This is a genomic window from Marivirga sp. (genome assembly GCF_035704835.1).
In the GTDB taxonomy this organism is placed as follows: domain Bacteria; phylum Bacteroidota; class Bacteroidia; order Cytophagales; family Cyclobacteriaceae; genus Marivirga.
Map to the genome: position 1 here is coordinate 24,524 of NZ_DASSWQ010000071.1, position 20,990 is coordinate 45,513.

General features: G+C 33.1%; 25 protein-coding genes. 22 read left to right on the forward strand and 3 right to left on the reverse strand.

The features are described from left to right. The 11 genes from VFM92_RS11485 to VFM92_RS11535 all read left to right on the forward strand — a co-directional run bounded on the left by VFM92_RS11485 (nt 1) and on the right by VFM92_RS11535 (nt 9,694). Entirely contained in the window at nt 1-567 is a 567-nt protein-coding gene (locus VFM92_RS11485) for an acyltransferase (protein ID WP_325122368.1), read from the forward strand. After that, nucleotides 557-1,342: a glycosyltransferase gene (locus VFM92_RS11490; protein ID WP_325122369.1), complete on the forward strand. Its 786-nt coding sequence runs from the start codon at nt 557-559 to the stop codon at nt 1,340-1,342. Before VFM92_RS11485 ends, VFM92_RS11490 begins: the two co-directional genes overlap by 11 nt. Continuing rightward, a complete protein-coding gene (locus tag VFM92_RS11495) occupies nt 1,339-2,433 on the forward strand; it encodes a glycosyltransferase family 4 protein (protein ID WP_325122370.1) in 1,095 nt (364 codons plus the stop codon). Before VFM92_RS11490 ends, VFM92_RS11495 begins: the two co-directional genes overlap by 4 nt. After that, nucleotides 2,426-3,337: a glycosyltransferase family 2 protein gene (locus tag VFM92_RS11500; protein ID WP_325122371.1), complete on the forward strand. Its 912-nt coding sequence runs from the start codon at nt 2,426-2,428 to the stop codon at nt 3,335-3,337. The genes VFM92_RS11495 and VFM92_RS11500 overlap by 8 nt, the downstream gene beginning before the upstream one ends. A 1-nt stretch (nt 3,338) precedes the next feature. Next, entirely contained in the window at nt 3,339-4,178 is an 840-nt protein-coding gene (locus tag VFM92_RS11505; RefSeq protein WP_325122372.1) for a glycosyltransferase, read from the forward strand. Nucleotides 4,179-4,323: 145 nt separating this feature from the next. Beyond that, nucleotides 4,324-5,121: a sulfotransferase domain-containing protein gene (locus tag VFM92_RS11510; RefSeq protein ID WP_325122373.1), complete on the forward strand. Its 798-nt coding sequence runs from the start codon at nt 4,324-4,326 to the stop codon at nt 5,119-5,121. Further along, complete coding sequence (locus VFM92_RS11515) at nt 5,111-6,265, forward strand: glycosyltransferase family 4 protein (RefSeq protein ID WP_325122374.1); 1,155 nt, start codon at nt 5,111-5,113, stop codon at nt 6,263-6,265. Before VFM92_RS11510 ends, VFM92_RS11515 begins: the two co-directional genes overlap by 11 nt. Nucleotides 6,266-6,526: 261 nt before the next feature. Continuing rightward, nucleotides 6,527-6,880, forward strand: coding sequence for a type II toxin-antitoxin system RelE/ParE family toxin (locus tag VFM92_RS11520; protein WP_325122375.1), 354 nt, complete (start codon nt 6,527-6,529; stop codon nt 6,878-6,880). Continuing rightward, complete coding sequence (locus tag VFM92_RS11525) at nt 6,877-7,176, forward strand: helix-turn-helix transcriptional regulator (RefSeq protein ID WP_325122376.1); 300 nt, start codon at nt 6,877-6,879, stop codon at nt 7,174-7,176. The genes VFM92_RS11520 and VFM92_RS11525 overlap by 4 nt, the downstream gene beginning before the upstream one ends. A 153-nt stretch (nt 7,177-7,329) precedes the next feature. After that, on the forward strand, nt 7,330-8,451 hold the full coding sequence (locus VFM92_RS11530) for a glycosyltransferase (protein ID WP_325122377.1): 1,122 nt from the start codon (nt 7,330-7,332) through the stop codon (nt 8,449-8,451). A 295-nt stretch (nt 8,452-8,746) separates the two neighbouring features. Beyond that, nucleotides 8,747-9,694, forward strand: coding sequence for an NAD-dependent epimerase/dehydratase family protein (locus VFM92_RS11535; RefSeq protein ID WP_325122378.1), 948 nt, complete (start codon nt 8,747-8,749; stop codon nt 9,692-9,694). A gap of 272 nt (nt 9,695-9,966) precedes the next feature. On the opposite strand, the gene VFM92_RS11540 is transcribed toward VFM92_RS11535, so the two are convergent. Beyond that, a complete protein-coding gene (locus VFM92_RS11540; protein WP_325122379.1) occupies nt 9,967-11,070 on the reverse strand; it encodes a hypothetical protein in 1,104 nt (367 codons plus the stop codon). Between VFM92_RS11540 and VFM92_RS11545 the strand changes: the two genes are divergently transcribed. The 6 genes from VFM92_RS11545 to VFM92_RS11570 all read left to right on the forward strand — a co-directional run bounded on the left by VFM92_RS11545 (nt 11,047) and on the right by VFM92_RS11570 (nt 14,864). Then, the gene (locus VFM92_RS11545; protein WP_325122380.1) at nt 11,047-11,241 is read left to right on the forward strand and encodes a hypothetical protein; all 195 of its coding nucleotides are present in this window, start codon (nt 11,047-11,049) and stop codon (nt 11,239-11,241) included. The two genes, VFM92_RS11540 and VFM92_RS11545, sit on opposite strands and share 24 nt — an antisense overlap. A gap of 467 nt (nt 11,242-11,708) precedes the next feature. Then, the gene (locus VFM92_RS11550) at nt 11,709-11,918 is read left to right on the forward strand and encodes a hypothetical protein (protein ID WP_325122381.1); all 210 of its coding nucleotides are present in this window, start codon (nt 11,709-11,711) and stop codon (nt 11,916-11,918) included. Next, the gene (locus VFM92_RS11555; protein WP_325122382.1) at nt 11,915-12,058 is read left to right on the forward strand and encodes a hypothetical protein; all 144 of its coding nucleotides are present in this window, start codon (nt 11,915-11,917) and stop codon (nt 12,056-12,058) included. Before VFM92_RS11550 ends, VFM92_RS11555 begins: the two co-directional genes overlap by 4 nt. Nucleotides 12,059-12,197: 139 nt before the next feature. Then, on the forward strand, nt 12,198-12,467 hold the full coding sequence (locus VFM92_RS11560; RefSeq protein ID WP_325122383.1) for a type II toxin-antitoxin system Phd/YefM family antitoxin: 270 nt from the start codon (nt 12,198-12,200) through the stop codon (nt 12,465-12,467). Continuing rightward, entirely contained in the window at nt 12,467-12,745 is a 279-nt protein-coding gene (locus VFM92_RS11565; RefSeq protein ID WP_325122384.1) for a Txe/YoeB family addiction module toxin, read from the forward strand. Before VFM92_RS11560 ends, VFM92_RS11565 begins: the two co-directional genes overlap by 1 nt. 883 nt (nt 12,746-13,628) lie before the next feature. Then, nucleotides 13,629-14,864, forward strand: a complete 1,236-nt coding sequence (locus VFM92_RS11570; RefSeq protein ID WP_325122385.1) for a glycosyltransferase family 4 protein — start codon at nt 13,629-13,631, stop codon at nt 14,862-14,864. Between the two features lie 50 nt (nt 14,865-14,914). On the opposite strand, the gene VFM92_RS11575 is transcribed toward VFM92_RS11570, so the two are convergent. Next, nucleotides 14,915-15,292, reverse strand: coding sequence for a GxxExxY protein (locus VFM92_RS11575; RefSeq protein ID WP_325122386.1), 378 nt, complete (start codon nt 15,290-15,292; stop codon nt 14,915-14,917). Nucleotides 15,293-15,450: 158 nt separating this feature from the next. On the opposite strand from VFM92_RS11575, the gene VFM92_RS11580 reads away from it, so the two are divergent. Together VFM92_RS11580 and VFM92_RS11585 are read left to right on the forward strand one after the other, a co-directional pair. Continuing rightward, nucleotides 15,451-16,398: a GNAT family N-acetyltransferase gene (locus VFM92_RS11580; RefSeq protein WP_325122387.1), complete on the forward strand. Its 948-nt coding sequence runs from the start codon at nt 15,451-15,453 to the stop codon at nt 16,396-16,398. A 236-nt stretch (nt 16,399-16,634) separates the two neighbouring features. Then, nucleotides 16,635-17,627 (forward strand): polysaccharide deacetylase family protein, encoded by a 993-nt coding sequence (locus VFM92_RS11585; protein ID WP_325122388.1) that lies wholly within the window; start codon nt 16,635-16,637, stop codon nt 17,625-17,627. Nucleotides 17,628-17,728: 101 nt separating this feature from the next. Here VFM92_RS11585 and VFM92_RS11590 read toward each other — a convergent pair whose 3' ends face one another. After that, a complete protein-coding gene (locus VFM92_RS11590) occupies nt 17,729-18,655 on the reverse strand; it encodes a hypothetical protein (RefSeq protein WP_325122389.1) in 927 nt (308 codons plus the stop codon). Between the two features lie 420 nt (nt 18,656-19,075). Between VFM92_RS11590 and VFM92_RS11595 the strand changes: the two genes are divergently transcribed. From VFM92_RS11595 to VFM92_RS11605, 3 genes are all read left to right on the forward strand, one after another. After that, on the forward strand, nt 19,076-19,360 hold the full coding sequence (locus VFM92_RS11595; RefSeq protein WP_325122390.1) for a hypothetical protein: 285 nt from the start codon (nt 19,076-19,078) through the stop codon (nt 19,358-19,360). After that, complete coding sequence (locus VFM92_RS11600) at nt 19,360-19,761, forward strand: PIN domain-containing protein (protein WP_325122391.1); 402 nt, start codon at nt 19,360-19,362, stop codon at nt 19,759-19,761. The genes VFM92_RS11595 and VFM92_RS11600 overlap by 1 nt, the downstream gene beginning before the upstream one ends. Before the next feature lie 71 nt (nt 19,762-19,832). Continuing rightward, nucleotides 19,833-20,972, forward strand: a complete 1,140-nt coding sequence (locus VFM92_RS11605) for a glycosyltransferase family 4 protein (RefSeq protein WP_325122392.1) — start codon at nt 19,833-19,835, stop codon at nt 20,970-20,972. The last annotated feature ends 18 nt before the right edge of the window (nt 20,973-20,990 follow it).

A 20,990-nucleotide genomic window follows, 5' to 3' on the forward strand; every position in this document is an offset into this window, starting at 1 on the left:
ATGGCTTTTTTAACACAAAATGAATTAAAAGAAATTGGTTTTAAAACTATTGGGGATAATGTTCTTATTTCTGATAAAGTTTCAATTTATAACTCAAAGAATATATCCATAGGCTCAAATGTGAGAATAGATGACTTCTGTATTTTATCAGCGGGTGATAAGGGTATTTCCATAGGTAATTATGTGCATATTGCATGCTATGTCTCTTTGATTGGGAAAGAACTAATTGAAGTTCAGGATTATGTAGGAATAAGTTCGAAATCTTCAGTTTATTCGAGCAGTGATGACTATAGCGGAGACTATTTGGTGGGACCTACCATTCCTGATATATACAAAAATGTTGATCATCGTCCTGTAATTTTTGAGAAATACTCACTCATTGGAGCCTCTTCTGTTATTTTACCAGGAGTGCGAATAGGGGAAGGTACTGCAGTTGGTGCTCTATCATTAGTTACAAAGGATTTGGAGGAGTGGGGTGTTTACATAGGGTCACCTGTTAAGTATATAAAGCAAAGAAAGAAAGGTATCATAGAAAATGCTCGGAAACTAGAGAAAGATGCGAATTAAAAGTGAAATGGTTTCAGTATGCATGGTTACATACAATCATGGAAACTATATTAAAGAGGCTATTGAAAGTGTGTTATTGCAAAAAGCAAATTTTGATATTCGACTAATTATAGGGGATGATTGTTCATCCGATAACACACCCCAAATAGTTGAAAAAGTAAAAAAAAATCATCCGAAAGGAAAATGGATAACTTATGTCAGGAGAGAATGCAATATTGGGATGATGGCTAATTTCATAGATCTATTAAGTAGATGTAGTGGTAATTATATTGCTTTATGTGATGGTGATGATTTCTGGACTGATCCAGTTAAACTACAGAGACAAATTGATTTTTTAGAAGCTAATGAAGATTTTGTACTAAGCTACCATAGTGTCGAAACTGAACCTAGAGGAAAAAATTTTAAAATGTTGAAAAATTATGACCACCAGTTTGATTTTCGGGATACCCTAAAACTTAAGCAAGGGCCGACTGCAAGTATGGTATTTAGAAATATTTTAAAAACTAAAACATTACCTAGTCAATTCTTTAAGGCAAAAAGTGCCGATTGGGCTTTGGAATTGTGGCTATTAAACTTTGGCAAAGGATTTTATTTCAAAGAAAAGATGGGAGTTTATAGGGTACATGACCAAGGGGTTTCGAAAGTTAAAAAATTCCGAGTCAATTCAGAAAAAGCAAAATTCTGGTATGTCATGAGTTTATTAAAAAAATTCCCTACAAATATTGCTTATTACATTCCATTTTTATTTTCAAGATTAAAATATTTAAGACATTGAGAATTCTATTTATCATTCCTAATTTGACATTAGGGGGAATACAGAAGCAGGTTTTGAGATTAGCTGTTGAGCTGAAGAAGAAAGGGTATCATCCGATTATTGCAGGAGTAAATAAAAAAAGCAATGATTTTGTTGAAGAACTAATAAAAGAAGGGGTTGAATATTATGACTTTAGTGGTTGGTGGAAAAGATGGCCATGGGGGCACAGATATTTGAAAGTTTTTAATAGTACTAGAATTAATTTAAATATCAGACAAAAAATTAAACCTGAAGTTATTTTCTCTTATACGCATGGAATTGCATTCAATATAAATATTGCATGGCAGTTTAGTGGTGCGAAGGAATCTTATTTCATGGAAAGAAGTGGAGTGGAAAGGTATAATACCAAGCCAAATAAATTAGAACGATGGTCAGTAAAGAATTCAACCCAACTAATTGCAAATTCACAGCACGCATCAAAAGATTTGGCTAAATATTTTAATTTAAAGAGAAATGAAACGGGAACTATAGTGAATTTCATAGATTATCCCGCCAAAAAGCTTTCACTTGAAAGTTTACCGAATTTTAACATGAATTCTAAGGTTTATTTAATGATAGCGAATTTTTGGTCAGAAAAAAACCATGAATTACTAATAAATTCTTGGCAAGAATTCCAAAAAGATAGAGATGTATCTTTAATATTAATAGGACAAAGTATAAATAATGAAGTTCAAGTCAGATTTGATAATCAAAATAAAATATACTATGCGGGTTCCTTGAAAAATGCAAGTGCTTATATCCATTTAGCAGATGTTTGTATATTATCTTCATTTGTTGAAGGCTGCCCTAATGTAGTATTAGAATATCTTTATGAAAGTAAATTATTCATTGGTTCAGACATTCCAGCAATTCGTGAAATAATTCCAGCGAAATATCATAATGATTTATTATATGATAATTACTCTGAAGCTGACTGTATTTCTAAATTAGAATTTGCTTTAGAAAATACTAACAATACTGAAATTATCAAAGATTGTAAAAGAGTCGTAAAAGAAAGATATACATTAGATGTTATGGTTAATGAATATGAAAACATTTTAAAACATGTCTGATTTCAAAGTTTCTGTCATTACCCCTGTATATAACGCTGCAAAATATGTGCGTAAAGCAGTTGAATCAGCTACTTCTCTAGATGAAGTTGGGGAGGTGATTTTAGTTGAAGATGGTTCTCCTGATAATGCTTTGGAAATATGTAAGGAATTAGAACGGGAATTTGATAAAGTTAAATTATATCAGCACCCAAATGGAGAAAATAGAGGGGCTGGAGCCAGTAGAAATTTAGGCATAGAAAAAGCTCAATTTGATTATATTGCTTTTTTGGATGCGGATGACTGGTATTTACCCAATAGGTTTTATGCCGATAGAACTGTTTATAATGAAAAATCTGATTTAATATACTCCAGTAGTATTTTAGAGGAAAGCTGTCACGATCTCACAAAGATTTACGGAGGTAAAGTTGACGTCAGAAAAATTTGTGGAATAAATGCTACTCCAATGGAAATTTATAAGTATATAATTTATAAGAAGATTGTTTTATTCAATACAAATGGAATAACAGTAAAACGTGATTTTCTTATTCAGGACAAACTATTTGATGAAAGACTGAAGTTACATCAGGATTCAGAACTTTGGAAAAGACTTTTAAGAAGAGGGAATTTATATGCAGGAGAAATACATAAGCCAACTTCAGTTGTAAGAAGACATGATAACAATCGTATTACAGCAAGAAATTCTTATTCTACTTTTAAAATGCTAGCTGCTTTCATTGAAAATGTTGGAATTTCTAATCTGTATTATTTTGAAAAAAATTATCTATTGAAATCCTATTTAAGAGTAGAATCAAAAAACGCTTCTAATAGTTTTCTAAGAAGATTACTATATTACACTAAGCTAATTTACTATAAATTTAACTCAAAAAAATTCTTTTTACTAAAGTTATCAGAACATCTGAATTAAAATGATATCAATAATTATACCCACCTTTAATCGAGCAAAGGTAATTTCAAAATCCATTGAAAGTGTTATAAATCAAACTTATTCAGATTGGGAATTAATAATAGTGGACGATGGAAGCACTGACAATACTTCTGATGTGATTTTACCTTATCTGAAAAACGATAGGATAATATACATTAAGCAAGAAAATAAGGGAGTTTGTGCAGCAAGAAATTATGGTGCTGAACATGCTTCGCTTGATTATTTACTTTTTTTAGATAGTGATGATGAAATACTAACAGAATGTCTAGAAGAACATGTAATGAAATTGGAAAAATCAAAACAGAAAATTGATATTCAAATTTCAGGTATTACTAAAGTAGATCAAAAAGGTAATACAATTTTATTACCTGAGGAAAAACATGAATTATTTCCAGATTATAAATCTTTACTTTTATGTGGGGCATTTATAATAAATCTAAAAACTTTTCAAAAATTAGGAGGATATAATACAAATTTAAAATATAGTGAAAATACTGAACTTGGTATTAGGTTATATCTTAATAAACCTATTCATTCAGTGATTGATAGAACACTAGCTGTTTATTACAAAAACGATAAAAATCCTAATCGTGACATTAAGGAAAGAACACGTAGTTTGCTTTTTTTGTTAAATACTTATAAAATACTTTATAAGCAGAGAAAATTAATTTACTGTAAATATCTTGTTCTTTTGGGGAGGTTTTTAATTGATTTAAATAAAATAAGTGCTGCTAAAAAGATTTTAATAAAAGCATTGAGGATTAATCCTATTAACCCAAAAATTTATTATGCTTTTTTTAAGACTGTATTTAGTATTTAACTTAATCTGACTAAACACTTCAAATGAAATGAACATTTCGCAGTTTTTTAAATTATAAAATTTCAATTTATTTTCAACTTGCTGAAAATGAATACAATTGAGTATGTTTAGAATTATACGTTTTTTTACAATTACCTTTTAAATAATGAAAGAACACATTCCTGATGTTTTTATTATCGGTGCTATGAAATCTGGCACAACTTCTTTCTATAATATTTATTTTAATCATCCTGAAATAAGTCTTACCAAAAGAAAGGAACATAATGGTTTTATTAAATTTAACAAAAGTGAAAATATTGTTAATTCATATATAGATCAATTTGAAAATATAAATAAGCTTAAAATTGATATCTCTCCAAAATATTCTCAATTGCATAAATACCCAGGTGTCCCTCAAAAAATTTTTTCACTCAATTCTGAAGCAAAAATAATCTACATAATAAGAAATCCAATTGAACGAATTATTTCTCATTACTATCATGATATGTTAAGAGATCGAGTTGAACTTGAAGATTTTGAAGAATTAATAACTTCGCCAAATAATGAGTATATCGCTACATCTCTATATTTTAAACAAATACAAGAGTATTTAAAATTTTTCAAAAGAGAAAAAATATTGATTTTGCAATTGGAAGATATCAAAACTAATAAAACAAAAATCGAAAATAAGATAAAGGACTTTTTAAATTTAGACAGTTTTGAAATATCAAATGTATCTGCATATAATTCTGATGCTCGCTATAAAATTTTATTTTACGATAGAATACATGCCCTCCTCGGGCATTCAAAGCTAACAAAACTGTATCATCTTTTCTTCTATTTAGTTAATATCAAACCTAAAAAACCTGAATTATCTAAGCATTTGAATGAAAAATTGAAATCCATGCTCCTTTCTGATTTAGATCATTTAAAGAAATTTTTCAACATTTATTATGATTTATAGTAAGCGTATAGTTTTCTTAATTGACACCCTCGAAACAGGAGGAGCTGAAAAAAGTCTACTAGCCATTACTTCTCGTTTCAAGAAATACGAACCTATTTTTATTCAATTATTTGAGGGGGATACTTTAAAGTCTCAATTCGAAGAAAATGGCATTAGAGTAATTTCTTTAAACCTAAAGCCAGATTATAACTTTAAGCTTACGGCTCAAAAGGTTCAAGTAGCAATTCAAAGCTATGATATTGATTTAATACACTCTACACTTTTTAGGTCCGATCAAGTAGCCCGTTATTTGGTAAAGCATTTAAATGTTCCATTAGTTAATAGTTTAGTAAATAATTCTTACGCTAAAGTGCGTTACAATAAAATGTCTTTTATTCAGCGATTAAAGTTGAAGTGTATTGAATTTTTTGATAGACAATCTTTAAGCAAAGTAGATTTATTTATTTCTAATTCCCATGCCATAAAGCGATCAAATGCCAAAGCTTTAAAAATTCCTGAAAATAATATTAAGGTGATTTTTAGAGGCAGAGAACTTGATGCATTTAATCAAAACGATGATACAGATACTATTAAAAAGGAACTAGTTATTTCTAATGAAAAGGTCTTCCTAAATGTTAGTCGCCTTCTAGATAGAAAAGGTCAATTAGATTTAATTGATGCCTTTCATCAATATAGTAAATTAGACGAAAACTCAATACTGTTAATTGCAGGTGAAGGGCAGTATCGAACTATCTTGGAGCAAAGAATTGATGAATTAGGACTAAATTCAAAAGTTAAATTATTAGGTAGCCGAAACGATATTCCTGAATTACTTCAATTAGCCGATTATTTTGTATTTCCTTCCCATTATGAAGGTCTCCCAGGCGCTTTAATTGAAGCAATGATGTCAAAAACTCCCATCATAGCTTCTGATATTCCAGAAAATTTAGAATGTGTAAACAATGAAAATAGTTTAATATTCCCTGTTGGTAATGTTGATGCATTAACAAATAAAATGATTGAAGCTCAAGAAATAGATTGGAGTAAAAAAATTGAGAAGGCTTATCAATTTGCTTCTGAAAATTTTGATATTAATAAAATTGCTGAGGAGTATGAAAGAACTTATAATGAGCTTTTGGAAAATAGAAACAGCCCAAGGCTGTAACTAACCGCAAAGGCACGAAGACGCAAAGGTTTTTTTAATTGGTAAGTATCTAAAAATTAGTAAATTAAATTGCACATATTCTGAATAATAGATTAAAAATGATTAATCTTTTTTATATTTCTTTGTGCCTTCGCGGTTCAAATCAGCTTAGCTGATCAAAAATGAAAGAATTTAGATATCTTACTCATTTAGAAAAAAAATATCTCATCATTTTTTATTATAGACAAACTCTTTTGTTCCATTATTCGTTAACTTTGTAAAATGGAGAAAAAAAGGAAACTTATTTTCTACAAAAATCATTTTAATGACTTTTTTGAGAAGCTTCCCGAAAAAGTTAAAGGCAAGATTGATGAAGTACTTTACATGATAATGGTTTTGGAAAGAATTCCAGCGAAATTCTTTTCCCATATGTCTGGCAATGATGGCTTGTATGAAGTACGAATAGAATACAGTAGCAATATCTATAGGATATTTTGCTGTTTTGACGAAGGTAATTTGATAGTGCTTTTTAATGGCTTTCAAAAGAAGTCTCAAAAGACTCCTAAAAAAGAAATTGATAAAGCATTGAAGATAAAAGCCGAATATTTTGAAGAAAAAAATAATCAAGAGAGATGAAAAAAGATAGCTCATTTACCGCATTTGAACAACATCTTGAAAAAAGGTATGGTGATGTTGGAGATGAAAAAAGAATGGCTTTTGAAGCAAAAGCTAAGTCTTTTGCCATTGGTGAGCTCATCAAAGAAGAGCGAAGACTTTCAAAAATGACCCAAGAACAACTTGCAAACAAAACAGGGACTAAGAAAAGCTTTATCTCAAGAATTGAAAATGGGAAAAGTGATATTCAACTTTCAACACTTTATCGAATTTTGGAAGTAGGACTAGGTAAAAAAATCTCGCTAACGATCGAATAGGAATATACACAAAACTATAAATGCAAAAAAGGTTTATAATAATTTTGCAATAAATTTTGATGCTAAAATTCCAAATTATATAATTCAATTTTTTTTTCTTTGTGTCTTCGTGCCCTTGTGGTTCATCCAGAGCTTTAGCTCTCAAGTATTAGCATGAAAATTATTCAAATTATACAGAAACCCCAACTACGCGGAGCAGAAATGTTTGCCAGTCAATTAAGCACTCATTTACAATCTCAAGGTAATGAAGTAGTTTTAGTTTCCTTATTCAAAGGAGAAGGCCAGTTAAGTTTTAAAGGGAAACAAATTCATTTAGGGTTAAACGCTTCAGTCCGTTGGTTGGATTATGCAGGATTTAAAAACCTTGCTCAAATCATTAAAGATGAAAAGCCAGATATAGTCCAAGCCAATGCAGGCGACACGCTAAAATATGCCGTTTTATCTCGGCTTTTATTCAAATGGAAGCAACCAATCATTTTTCGTAATGCTTCCATGGTCAGTTTGTACATTAAAAATCCTGTCATCAAACAATTAAATGGTTTTTTATACAATCAGGTAGATGCTGTAGCTTCAGTAAGCCATCAGTCTAAATTAGATTTGAATCAATTATTTCCAATTACTATAGATAAATCAAAAGTAATTCCGATTGGGATTGAGAATGGAGAATGGAGATTAGTGAATAGAGAAGAGGGCTTGGGGAATAGTGAACAGAGAATAGGGAAAGGTGAAATAAAATTGGTGCATGTTGGGGGTTTTAGTTTTGAGAAGAATCATAAAGGCTTATTGAATATTTTTATGCGGTTTTTGGCTGATTATCCTAATTCAAAAATGACATTGGTAGGGGATGGTCCTTTACGAAAAGAGACTGAGGAACAAGCGAAATCATTAGGAATCACAGATTCTATAGAGTTTTTAGGTTTTCAGTCTGATCCTATGCAATTTGTGCGTGAAGCAAATGTATTTATTTTACCTAGCATTATTGAAGGCTTGCCAGGCGTAGTTTTAGAAGCTTTCGAGTGCCAAACGCCTGTTGTAGCTTATGATGTAGGCGGAGTAGGGGAAGTAGTGAAAAATGATGAAACGGGTATTCTGGTGAAGCAAAATGATGAAGAGGGATTTGTGCGAGCCATAAAAGAAACAATTCAAAAACCTGAAGAAACTAAAGCAAGGGTTATAAATGCATTTGATTTAGTGCTGAAGGAGTTCAGGAATGAGGTGATAGCGGAAAAATTCTCTTCTTACTACAAAGAAGTGCTGGACAGCCAATGGCTGTAATGGAACCACAAAGACACGAAGGCACTAAGTTTTACAAAAAATTCAGCTAAAGCTGAAAATAATACTCACGCCAAGACGCTAAGGCGCTAAGTTTACGCAAAGAAAAATTTGTAAAGAAAGATGAAATAGTGCTTTCTATTAATTTTTGAAATTTATACTTAATTTTTATTCCTTTGCGAGGTCGTTGCGCCTTAGCGTCTTTGCGAGAATAACCTTATAGCCTTAGGCTATTTTCTTTGTGTCTTTGTGCCTTTGTGGTTCAAACCAGAGCTTTAGCTCTAAATAAATAACAGAAATGAATTATAGTTTTTTAGAAGGAAAACATGTTTTAGTGACAGGTGGGGCAGGATTTATCGGTCACCATTTGGTGAAAGCCATCATCAGGCAAAAACCAGCTAAGCTTTACATTATCGATAATTTATCTACTGGCTTGCAAAGTAATATTGAAGACATTATTGGGTTTCCGGAAGTAGAATTTATCAATGAAGATATTGCCAAACCCTCTACAGTTGAATCCATCCAGAAATTAGACTATATTTTCCATTTGGCTGCTGTGGTAAGCGTTCCTAAGTCATTTGAAATGCCATTTTTAACGCATAGAACCAACGAAAGTGGTTTTATTAATATGTTGGAACTGGCACGAAAGCTTAAAGTAAAAAAACTATGTTATGCCTCATCTTCTGCTGTCTATGGCGAGCAAACAAAAATGCCTATTGAAGAAACTGCTACTTTAAACCCTCAATCGCCTTATGGCCTAAGCAAATTATTAAATGAGCAATATGCCAAAGCATTTCAAGAATGGGAGGCTATTGAAAGCATAGGCTTTCGATTTTTCAATGTTTATGGTCCCGGACAAAGAGCAGATTCACCTTACTCTGGTGTAATTTCCATTTTTATGGACAGAATGCAAAAAGACGCTCCTATTCAGATCTTTGGTGATGGAGAACAAATCCGTGATTTCGTATATGTGGAAGATGTAATGCAAGCTTTATTGTTGGGCGCTAAATCTGAGCTAAAATTCGGTCTATTTAATGTGGGAAGCGGACAAACTACCTCACTAAATGAGCTCTACGATGTACTTAAAAAATTAATCAACTACTCTCAAGAACCATCTTATCAAGTAGCCAGAAAAGGAGATATCAAAAAAAGCTCAGCTAATATTGGATTAATTAGTGAGAGCTTGGGTTTTAAGCCTAATTTTGTACTGAAGGAAGGCCTAGCAAAGCTCATAAGTAAAGCCTAAGGCTTAAATGAACCACAAAGACACAAAGAGTAATAATTAGTAATTAATGATATTGATAGTAATTACCGTCATTGCGAGGGACGAAGCAATCTCAAGTGTGCTTTAACTTACCATAGATTGCTTCACCCTAAAGGGATTCGCAATGACGCTCTAATCTGACGCCAAGCAGCTAGCGAATTGTTTTACCTCGGCTAAAAAGAATCAATGATTGCTCGATTCCCCCTTTGGGGGCTAGGGGGCTTTTTCTTTGTGTCTTCGTGCCTTTGTGGTTTTCAACCAGCTTTAGCTGGTTCACCAGCCTTTCTTTTCGCTGCCCTCACTCTCGCCCTGAACGCCCCCTTCTTCTTATCATCATACATCTGAATGATCACGAAGAGAAACAATATCATCACCTGGCTTTTCTGCCTAATCGCAATCCCTAAATTTCCTGAGATCTGTGCTAGCGCTATAGAAACCGTAATAAAACTAAAAAAAGCGGTCTTTACCGCAAAATCTCCTTTAATGATATAGCCTATCCCACCTTTAAATATAAAGGCCAATGCAATTCCCAACAAAAACACATTCTCAAATGAAACGATAATCCCTAACCAACCGGGTGCATCAAAAAAGAGCGGGCGGAAAAGGAAAGAAAATACTTGTTCTGGTAAGCTCATTGTACTAATTGCTATACCAGAAGTAGCCTTTGTTAATTCAGATGCTCTGTGCTCCATGTTTAGACCTTCTTCTAATAGGGTTTCAGCTTCCAGCCCTACCATATTTAATACATCCTGGTAAATAAAACCGAGTGCCACCGCAGCTACTACTATCATAGCAATTTTTACCCCCCAGCTTAGACCTTTGGAACTAAAAGTAAATCCGATCAAAGAAGAAGCTAAAATAACTAATAAAATATGGGGCCGAATGTGATAGGTAATTAATGCACCAATGAGCAGTACCCAATACCTTTTGGGGATATTATTCAATCCATAAAATAACAAGCCAATCCCTAAAAAAATAAAAGAACCCTTTCCAAAAGACCCTGACCAGAAATGAAGGTTAGGCAAAAGGAAAAATAAATGCAAAAGGTCAAATCCAAGTAGGTCGTTTTTAAAGACTATACGTTCTCTAAAGAACTTATAAAAATAGATAAATCCTAAAAATCCTAAAAACGAAAACAAAGCCATTATGGCTTCATACGAAAAGCCAAACCACTTAATAAAGGGATAACCGGTCCATTCAATAAATGTTGTGGAAGTGCCATAAAAATCAAACCAATCAGGACCTCTGAAATTAACTACCACTTTTTCATAATAGAATTGCGAATCAGAGGGATTAAATACGGCATAGATATAATACACCAATGACAAAAAGAGGTGATACCAAAAAAGCTTTTTCAAGAATTTATTGTCATAGGCGCTGTGATTGGGGAGGCCGAGGCGGTTTTTACCTCGTCTGATTGGCATCAAGCGGTCTATTACCCGCATGGAGATAAAGTAGGAGAGAATAATGATGATGATGCCGTAGAACATTGGACAAAAATAGAATTAAGATGCAAAGATAACAAATAATGGACAGCCAAAGGCTGTGATTGAACCACAAAGACACGAAGTCACGAAGGGAAATAATAAGGAGAGCCGTGGGCTCTGAAACTAACCGCAAAGACGCGAAGGCTCTAAGAAAATGAATGAAGAGCTAAAGCTCTATAACTAACCGCCAAGGCGCCAAGTAGATTAATTAAGAATTAATAATTGAAGAATTAGGAATTAAGGAATCTTGCGAAGATTGACTGACTACAAGTGTTAATAAGTACGTTCCCGATTAAAATACGGGATAAGAAGGTAAGTTTGTAGCTGAATTTTCTTTGTGTCTTTATGACTTTGTGGTTCCCATACAGCCTTAGGCTGTCAAAGTCTTAAATATTTTCTTAGCGTCTTAGCGTCTTCGCGGTTAAAAAAGCTTTAGTTTTGTGATAATCCAGATTGAAAAACTATATTTGAAATATAATTGTTAGTACATCAAGTAAGAACACATTATTATGAAGAAATTAACAACAGAAGCACTTAAACGCAATATTAGTAAGGCTTATAAGGCTATTAATAAAGAAGATATGGAGCTTCATAAATTAGCCAGAATTACTGTAAGAGATGGGTACGTTGTAAAAATTTATCCAGATGGTAGAATAGAGCGGTTAAAAAAAGCAGAGTTTGGTTATAAAAAACTAAATATTGAAGATTTTAGTATTTGAGTATCAGAGATAAGCAACCAAAATTCAGATTATTTGCTGGACCAAATGGTTCTGGTAAATCTACTCTAATAGAAGAGATAAATTCACAATTTAGCATAGGAAATTTTATTAATGCTGATGTAATAGAGGTTGTAGGGTGAACCACAAAGACACGAAGGCACTAAGGAAAGTAATTAATAATTTGGTAATTAAGAAATGAAATGATCAATTCACCTAGATTAATAATATTTGAACTTTTTTAATTAATTTAAACTTTTGCTAGTAAAAATAGATAATTGAATGAAGGCTTTAACTATTTCCAATTTCCGTAAAAATTTCACAAAGTATATAGATGAGGTTTCTAAGTCCTTTGAAACTATAATTTTGGCTGGTAAAAATGAAGACGAAGGTGTTGTGATGATTTCAATTAGTGAATACAACTCTTTGAAAGAAACTGAGCATCTACTTTCCACAAAAGCCAATAGAGATCGATTGAGTGAATCAATGGAACAAATGGAAAAATCTGAATTAATTGAATTTAATGAGAAAGATATAGAAATACCTCATTAATGAATATAGTTTTTACCAAAAATGCATGGGAAGATTTAAGTTATTGGATTGAGAACGATATTTCAAATGTCCAAAAAATTAAAGATCTTCTAGATGCAATAAGACAAAACCCTTTTACAGGTATAGGAAAACCAGAGCCTTTAAAACATAGTCTAAAAGGTTTTTGGTCTAGAAGGATAAGCGGAGAGCATAGGCTTGTTTACAAAGTAAGTGGCAAAAAAGGAATAGATCAGAAATGCCTAATTATTCAATGCAGATTCCATTACGATGATAAATAGAAATAGTCAAGTAGTTTCGTATTCATCATCAATGCTATTACTAACCATTAAGACACAAAGTGGATTAATTAAAGAATTAGGAATTAATGGTGGTTCTAGGTTTGATTTACTATAAAAGGTAATTGGAACGTTCCCGATTGAAATACAGCACTTGCTATTTTCAGTGCGTTCCCGATTAAAATACGGGACAGGCTATTCCTTTGAAGAAAGGAATCTTGTCGTATTAAAACAAAGTTTTAATACTCCGTTACTAAACAGGCTATATGAAATAAGAACTATACTGCTAGAATGATTTATCAGCCCCATGATATTTTAACCAAAGGTTAAAATCAATAGATTCCTGCCTCCCGATTAAAGTACGGGACAGGTTTCGCAGGAATGACGCCCGGATTATATTTGGTAGGTTAATTATCAGCTTTAGCTGATAGACTTTCCCGAATGGTCGGGGCAGGTTGTTTTCTTCCATTTCTTTTGTGGTAAAATAATAAAAGAGCTAAAGCTCTATGACTAACCACAAAGGCACAAAGTCACTAAGAAAAATAATAAAAAAAGAGATAAAGCTCTGGAACTAACCGCATAATTTATTAAGGCATCTTAATGTAAAAATTAAATGTGTTTCAGCTTTGCTGAAATCCCTTAGTGTCTTTGTGCCTTCGTGGTTCAAAAAAAAACCAGCTTTAGCTGGTCTACCAGTCTTCGAGGTTCAAAAAAAGCTTTAGCTTTGTAGTTAAGATAATTTATAGAGAATAGAGCATTAGAGAATAGGGATTAGAGGATAGAGAATTAGAGAGGATACGACCAAATTACTATGTTAGCAATCACCCTGTAACTATTCACTAATCAACCTATAACTAATAAACCAATAACTTGCACACTTGCCAACATGAAAACCCGTCAACATAAAACAAAAATTCTTCACATTATAAAATCCCTCGGTCGGGGTGGGGCAGAGATGCTTTTACCGGAAACCCTTAAACTTCACGACCAAGAACGATTTGAATTTCATTATATCTATTTTTTGCCTTGGAAAGACCAAATGGTTGAAGCTTTAAAAAGCGCTGGCGGAAAAGTCACTTGTTTACCATCTAAGAATAACATCCAACTGATGCGGCAAATTGGTAAAGTCGATCAATACGTACAAGAACATAAAATTGACCTCATCCATGCGCATTTGCCCTGGGCAGGTTTCTTGTCTCGTTTTCTTCATAAAAATACCCAAATTCCGGTAATTTACACGGAACACAATAAACAAGAACGCTATCATAAGATTACTTTCTGGATGAATAAATTGACCTTCAACTGGCAGTCTAAAGCCATATCGGTTAGTAGTGATGTGGAGACTTCTATTAGGAAACATATTAAACCTAAAGTGAAAGTTCAAACGGTTTTGAATGGAGTCAACACTGATTTTTTTGAAAGAAAATCGTTTTCTCAGTTAGCCCAGGAAATCCCAAATTTAAAAGAGAATAAAGAAAAGAACACTTTCCAGATGAATCAAGGAGGTGATAAAATTTTGCCTTTTGACAATGGAAATGAAGTACTACAAAATCTTTTAAAGCAAAAACAAGATAATCCTAACATTCAAGTGGTAGGTACCATTGTTGTGTTCAGATTTCAAAAGCGTTTGGTGGAATGGGTAAAAGTATTTCATCAAGCTGTTCAATCAAATCCAAATCTCAGAGGTGTGATAGTAGGAAATGGTCCCTTTGCTGAGCAATTGCTAAAGCTAAGGACTGAATTAAATTTAGAAGATCATTTGTTCCTGCCAGGTTTACAAACGAATACTAAAGACTGGTTCTCCATGATGGATATTTTTATGATGAGCTCTGAGTTTGAGGGCTTGCCTATAGCACTTTTAGAAGCTATGAGCATGGAATGCGCGATAGTTTCTACAGATGCTGGCGGAGTAAAAGAAGTGATTGTAGAGGGCGAAAGCGGTTTGATGGTGGGTGTAGATGAGTGGCTTAAGTTGGCGGATAATTTAGGGATGTTGAGAGATGCTGAATTACGGTCGAAACTGGCCAAAGGAGGAAGGAAGAGGGTAGTGGAAGCCTTTAGTTTGAAAAGGATGGTGGGTGAGTTGGAAAGCGTCTATCTTGAATACAGCCAAAGGCTGTGACTAACCGCAAAGGCGCGAAGACGCAAAGAAAAAAAAGGAAGCTCTGAAAACTACAAATTATTCACTACTCTTTTTATTCCATCTTTGATTAGAGGGACATTAAAGTTTATAAGTAGTCCTAATCTATTATTTGTAAGTTTCAAATAAGTTAAAAGCTGTGCTTTATGAATAGGAATAAAGGAATCAACACATTTTAGTTCAATTATCAATTTTCTTTCGACCCAAATATCTAATCGATAGCCCAAATCCATCTTTTTGTTTTTATATTTTACAGGTAAAACCACTTCTTTTTCAACATGAATGCCAGCATCTTGTAGTTCTGAAAATAAGCATTCTTCATAGATGTTTTCTAATAAACCAGGTCCAAGTTCATTATGTACTTGAAAAGAAGCATTAACAACAATTCGTGATAAATCATTTTCAGTCATTGTATTCAGGTTTGTGGGTTGAAATATTATTTATCTACATTAGGATTTGAAACTAACCAAAAAAAATTGTTTACAAAAAGCCAATTTTAATTTTATTTTCTTATTTCCTTTGCGTCTTCGCGTCTTTGCGGTTAATTAGAGGCTTAGCCTCAAAAAGAATGAACATACGACCTTCAAATACTTCAGACATATCCAAAATAATCAAGCTACTTAAATCCAGCTTAGGAGAATCTCTTATGCCTAAGTCTGAAGCTTATTGGCAATGGAAGCATATTAATAATCCTTTTGGAGCTTCACCAGTTTGGGTGGCAGAAGAAGATGATCAGATCATAGGGGTTCGGGCTTTTATGCAATGGCAATGGAAGAAAAATGAGCAAGTTTATCGTGCCATTCGTGCCGTTGATACCGCTACCGATCCTGAGCATCAAGGCAAAGGAATCTTTAAAAAGCTGACTTTAGGACTGTTGGAGCAATGTGAATCAGAAGGAATTGATTTAGTGTTCAATACGCCCAATAGTCAAAGTAAGCCCGGCTATTTGAAAATGGGCTGGGAAGAAGCAGGCAAATTGCCCATTCAGATCAGCATTAAAAAACCCATTAAAATAGCTATTGCCAAATTAAAAGGGAAGCAAGAAACTCAATTTTTAGAGTTGAAAAATGCAACTGAATATGATTTGCCGAAAGCTTTGTCTGAATTCAAATTTAATTTTACAAAAAGTAGTACTTGGAGAAGCTTCTATAGTATAGATTATCTACAATGGCGATATGCAGAAATTCCTATTATTCCTTATTATGCACATTTCAATAAAAAGGCTTGTGTGTTGTTTAGGATAAAATCAGGTGGATTAGGCGTAGAAATGAGAATTTGTGAGGTATTTGGAGAGCAAAAAGCAATTGAACAGTTGCTCGATGAGCTTTATGATCAAAATGATTTCGATTACATGAGTATAAGTGGTTTTGAGAAGGTTAAGCTACCAGGTATTTTAAAGCAAAATAAAAATTTAGGTCCTGATGTGACGATAAGAACACTAGCTGAGAAGGAATTGATTGATTTTCAGGGGTTTAACAATTGGCATCCTGCTCTGGGGGATCTGGAGGTCTTTTGATGAACAACCAAAGGTTGTGGATTAACCACAAAGGCACAAAGGCACAAAGAATAATAATTAATGATTGGTTAATTAATAATTCAATTAGGATTACATGTATTCTCAATACCTTCCTGTTAAATTTATTTATTTAAATATAGTTTTTTTTGTGAATCCCTTAGTGTCTTTGTGCCTTTGTGGTTCAGTTTTCAGCTTTAGCTGATAAAAAATTATAGCTTTGCGTTTAAAAAAATAATTTGAATTCGATTTTCACCATATCAGTAGACTTTGAGCTTCACTGGGGAGGTTTTGAAAAATGGCCTTTAGATGAAGCTAAAAAGCAGTATTTTCTGAATACCCGGAAGCTAATTCCTCAACTGTTGGATTTATTTGAACAACATGAAGTACATGTCAGCTGGGCAACGGTGGGTTTATTGATGCATGAAAATAAAGCTGAAGTAGAACAAAATAGTCCAAAAACTCAACCAACTTATTATCAACAAGAACTATCAGCTTATCAATTTATTGAAAAGACTGGTATAGGTGAAAATGAAAAAGAAGATCCTTTTCACTTTGCACATTCGTTAATTGCCGAAATTGTAAAACGAAAAGGGCAGGAGCTGGCTTCCCATAGCTTTGCGCATTATTACTGTAATGAAGTTGGCCAAAATACGGAACAGTTTGATGCAGATTCAAAAGCCATTCAAAAAGCAGCTAGTAAATATGGGAAACAATTAAAATCATTAGTATTTCCAAGAAATCAATTCAATGCCGATTACTTAAAAGTCTGCAAGCAAAATGGAATTGAAATAGTTCGTTCCAATCCAGTAGATTGGTGGTGGGATACCAATGATGGTGCGTTGAATGAGTCTAAATGGAAGCGTTTAAATCGTGGTTTGGATGCTTATTTTAATGTAGGAGGAAAGACTTCATACGCGCAATATGCTATCAAAAAGCAGGAAGGCGTTTATTTATTGCCTGCAAGTCGATTGCTACGTCCTTACAATCCAAAAGAATCAATCTTAAACCAAAGGAAAATCAATCGAATCCAAAAAGAAATGACGATTGCAGCTCAAAATAAGGAATATTATCATTTGTGGTGGCATCCTCATAATTTTGGTAATTACTCTCAGGAGAATTTGGCTGGACTAAAAGAGATTTTAAATCATTATAGTATGCTGAAAGAGAAATTTGAAATGCAGAGTTTGAATATGGGAGAGATATTACAAAAATTTGAAGCTGGGAGTTAGAAGTAGGAAGTTTAGTAGCTTTTGGCTTTTGACTGATTCCATAACTTGCCCCTTAACATCGGATTCGCATTTAAAATTGAATAGAAGATTTTAAAATGAATTTATCTTAATAATCTTCCTCTTCTTGGAGTGAGGTCAAAATTATTTTCGTCCATTCCAAATAACCTATTGAAAAAATCACCTTGAATGTAAATATCGGCTTTAATATTTACAATCAAATAATGGTCATTACTTGCAGGATTTCCTCGCGTGTCGCTGTCTGTCCCACTTGGATTTGATAGAGCCCATGCCGTAATATCTTCCTCTTTGCTGAAATCAAATTTGTCTATATCCGCATAATCACTTCCGCTTACATCATCTAAATAATCCGTGAATGTTATCCGATTAGAGGCTTCTAAGGTGATATCCATAAAATTGGTCGCCTTTATTTTGATTCCAAATCCAACTGGAATTACTAAAGCAAATCTGCTGTAGTTATTTGGTCTCTCCGTTTGATATCGATGTAATGAAACCACGTCTCCAGCTCTGGGCGCAGGAATGCTTTCTCCATCAATAATAGCATATTCAGGTACTTCTGCTCTTGGATCAAAATAGAGCAATCCGATTCCTCCGAAAATATAGGGATTAATTTTGCGTCTGTCTATAAATCTTGCGCTATTCGAAAATAAGCTAATACTCATCGTACTTCCTAATTCAATATTGTTGGATACAAAGGAAAGTCCTCTACTTCTAGTATTCAATTCAGGGTCAATTTCCATGTCATCTCCGGATAATTGAAATAAAAGGAGATGCGTTCTAATATTAATTCTATCGCTTGCTATGTATTGGATTCCGCCCTCAATATTAAATTTATTGTCAAAATAGGTTCCTGGGTTTGTCAGATCAGATAGAGAACGAGCGTAACCAATCCCTCCTGAGGCTACCCATCTACGATTAACTTTAGAATCGTAAAAGCTTTGGGAAAAAGCGTATTCTTGCACTAAAAATAGTGCGAAAAAGAGAAAAGCCGGTTTAGTAAAATTATTCATGTAATATTTATGTAATATATGTATGAAAAATAACAGTTAGGGGATAACTATTATTGCAAACCAAACAACATTAATTTGATATTATATGAAGATGTATTTACATACTGGTATCTAAAAGAGATTTAGTAGTATTTTTAGATTAAATTATCGTAAAGTCTACTAATTATTGATAGTAAATGGAGTTTTTATAAATTGTAAGGTTTATCCACTTTAAAGAATTTAATATGGAATAATGTACCACTTGTATTTTGTGATAGCATAGCTCAAGTTTCCTTTTACAATATTTTTGGGAGCAGCTGTGAGAATCTTTTTGTAAATTTGCAGTTTAATAAACAGATGTTGTTTTACCAGTAAATTCAGGTCAGCTTAAAATATCAAACATTCACCAAATCGATTCATCAGATCCTCTAGACTTGGCTCATGATATTTGGTCAAGAATTATATAAAAGTTATATTTATACCAGTATGACCATAGTAGAAAAACATATCGTGAATTCTTATTCAAAAATCTTTGATATGCTAAACAAGCGTATAAAATTGAAATTGATTGAAAAATTAGAGAAATCAATAAGTAAAAGTAGAGATAGCGATGATAAAATTTTTTATAGTTCATTCGGTAAGTTCTCATCTGAAAAATCTGCCAAAGAAATCTTTTCTGAGATAAAAGCTAATAGAGGATTCAAATCAAGAGACCTAAATTTTTGATGCAATATCTGCTTGATACAAGTATTTGCGTATTCTTTTTACGAGGAGAACTGGATTTAAATAAAAGAATTTATATAATAGGCAGGGAAAACTGTTTTGTATCTGAAATTACTGTTTTTGAACTTACCTATGGTGCCGAAAATAGGTTAAATCCTAAAAAATCTCATAAGGCTGTTAAAGATTTCCTTAATGACTTGTCCGTGATACCAATTTATGAATGTGTAGATACTTATGCAAAAGAAAAAATACGTCTAAGAAAACAAGGTACACCGATGCATGATGAATTTGATCTACTAATTGGTATTTCAGCTTTAAAAAACAACTTAACTCTTGTTCCAGATAATGAAAAAGATTTCAGGTTTTTGGATGGCTTGAATATCGAAAATTGGAACAGAATTTAATTCTAAATTCAGCAACTACATTGTTCAGCTTGTTAACATCATAAGACTTCTAAACCTCGTCACCTAACTCCATGAAAAAAATCCTTCGTATCACCACAGTCCCCATATCCTTGAATATTTTACTGAAAGGACAGCTGAAATTTATGGGTGAAAATGGATATGATGTAATTACAGCAAGTGCAGATGGCCCTGAGGTAAAAGAAATTTGTCAGCGAGAAAGTGTTCAACATTTTGCTATAGATTTTACACGGACTTTAAGCCCTTTTAAAGATTTAAGAGCATTGTGGCAACTGATTCGATTAATTCAAAAAGAAAAACCTAATATCGTGCATACCCACACTCCTAAGGCAGGGCTTTTAGGCATGATGGCTGCAAAATTTGCTGGCGTAAAACTTAGAATGCACACTGTGGCAGGGATGCCCCTAATGGAAGCTACAGGCAACACAAAAAGAATTTTAAGATTAACTGAAAAGCTCACATATTTTTGTGCCCATAAAGTTTACCCCAATTCTGATCGACTTCAAGACTATATGCAGAAGGAGTTCTCTGCTTTCCAAGATAAGTTTAAAATAATAGGCGAGGGGAGCTCAAATGGTATTGATACGAAACATTTTTCTAAGCAAAGTGTGGATGAATCTGCAATTCAAAATCTTAGAAGTGAGCATAAAATATCTTCACATGCAGCGGTTTTTGTTTTTGTTGGTAGAATTGTAGAAGACAAAGGAATTCATGAGTTGGTAGAAGCTTTTTTAGGGCTAGAAGAAAAAGCATATTTACTATTGGTAGGAGCATTCGAAGATGAAAGAGAGCCTGTTAAAGCTCAAATTAAGCAATCTATTGCCAATCATACTCGAATTATCCATGTTGGTTTTCAGAAAGATATACGCCCCTTTTTAGCTGCATCAGATATTTTTGTCTTTCCATCATATCGGGAAGGCTTTCCAAATGTGGTGCTTCAAGCTGCGGCTATGGAATTACCTTGCATTGTGTCTGATATAAACGGCAGTAATGAAATCATTACGCATAATGAAAATGGTTTGATTGTCCCTGTAAAAAATACTGAAGAGCTTAAATTGGCAATGGAACAATTGCTAATAAATATTGAAAAAAGAAAGAATTTGGCTTCCAACTCCAGAGTCTCCATTTTAGATAAATATGACCAACATAAAGTTTGGCGGGCTATTTTGGAAGAATATCAGAAAAGAGCCTAATTACTAGAGTCTGGAGTA

What these genes read in the sequence shown, in the direction of transcription:
- VFM92_RS11515 (WP_325122374.1), top strand. Translation starts at nt 5,111, where the DNA reads ATGATTTATAGTAAGCGTATAGTTTTCTTAATTGACACCCTCGAAACA.
- VFM92_RS11530 (WP_325122377.1), top strand. Translation starts at nt 7,330, where the DNA reads ATGAAAATTATTCAAATTATACAGAAACCCCAACTACGCGGAGCAGAA.
- VFM92_RS11575 (WP_325122386.1), bottom strand. Translation starts at nt 15,292, where the DNA reads ATGACTGAAAATGATTTATCACGAATTGTTGTTAATGCTTCTTTTCAA.
- VFM92_RS11520 (WP_325122375.1), top strand. Translation starts at nt 6,527, where the DNA reads ATGGAGAAAAAAAGGAAACTTATTTTCTACAAAAATCATTTTAATGAC.
- VFM92_RS11570 (WP_325122385.1), top strand. Translation starts at nt 13,629, where the DNA reads ATGAAAACCCGTCAACATAAAACAAAAATTCTTCACATTATAAAATCC.
- VFM92_RS11580 (WP_325122387.1), top strand. Translation starts at nt 15,451, where the DNA reads ATGAACATACGACCTTCAAATACTTCAGACATATCCAAAATAATCAAG.
- VFM92_RS11565 (WP_325122384.1), top strand. Translation starts at nt 12,467, where the DNA reads ATGAATATAGTTTTTACCAAAAATGCATGGGAAGATTTAAGTTATTGG.
- VFM92_RS11500 (WP_325122371.1), top strand. Translation starts at nt 2,426, where the DNA reads ATGTCTGATTTCAAAGTTTCTGTCATTACCCCTGTATATAACGCTGCA.
- VFM92_RS11485 (WP_325122368.1), top strand. Translation starts at nt 1, where the DNA reads ATGGCTTTTTTAACACAAAATGAATTAAAAGAAATTGGTTTTAAAACT.
- VFM92_RS11505 (WP_325122372.1), top strand. Translation starts at nt 3,339, where the DNA reads ATGATATCAATAATTATACCCACCTTTAATCGAGCAAAGGTAATTTCA.
- VFM92_RS11510 (WP_325122373.1), top strand. Translation starts at nt 4,324, where the DNA reads ATGAAAGAACACATTCCTGATGTTTTTATTATCGGTGCTATGAAATCT.
- VFM92_RS11590 (WP_325122389.1), bottom strand. Translation starts at nt 18,655, where the DNA reads ATGAATAATTTTACTAAACCGGCTTTTCTCTTTTTCGCACTATTTTTA.
- VFM92_RS11605 (WP_325122392.1), top strand. Translation starts at nt 19,833, where the DNA reads ATGAAAAAAATCCTTCGTATCACCACAGTCCCCATATCCTTGAATATT.
- VFM92_RS11550 (WP_325122381.1), top strand. Translation starts at nt 11,709, where the DNA reads ATGAAGAAATTAACAACAGAAGCACTTAAACGCAATATTAGTAAGGCT.
- VFM92_RS11525 (WP_325122376.1), top strand. Translation starts at nt 6,877, where the DNA reads ATGAAAAAAGATAGCTCATTTACCGCATTTGAACAACATCTTGAAAAA.
- VFM92_RS11560 (WP_325122383.1), top strand. Translation starts at nt 12,198, where the DNA reads ATGAAGGCTTTAACTATTTCCAATTTCCGTAAAAATTTCACAAAGTAT.
- VFM92_RS11595 (WP_325122390.1), top strand. Translation starts at nt 19,076, where the DNA reads ATGATATTTGGTCAAGAATTATATAAAAGTTATATTTATACCAGTATG.
- VFM92_RS11600 (WP_325122391.1), top strand. Translation starts at nt 19,360, where the DNA reads ATGCAATATCTGCTTGATACAAGTATTTGCGTATTCTTTTTACGAGGA.
- VFM92_RS11490 (WP_325122369.1), top strand. Translation starts at nt 557, where the DNA reads ATGCGAATTAAAAGTGAAATGGTTTCAGTATGCATGGTTACATACAAT.
- VFM92_RS11535 (WP_325122378.1), top strand. Translation starts at nt 8,747, where the DNA reads ATGAATTATAGTTTTTTAGAAGGAAAACATGTTTTAGTGACAGGTGGG.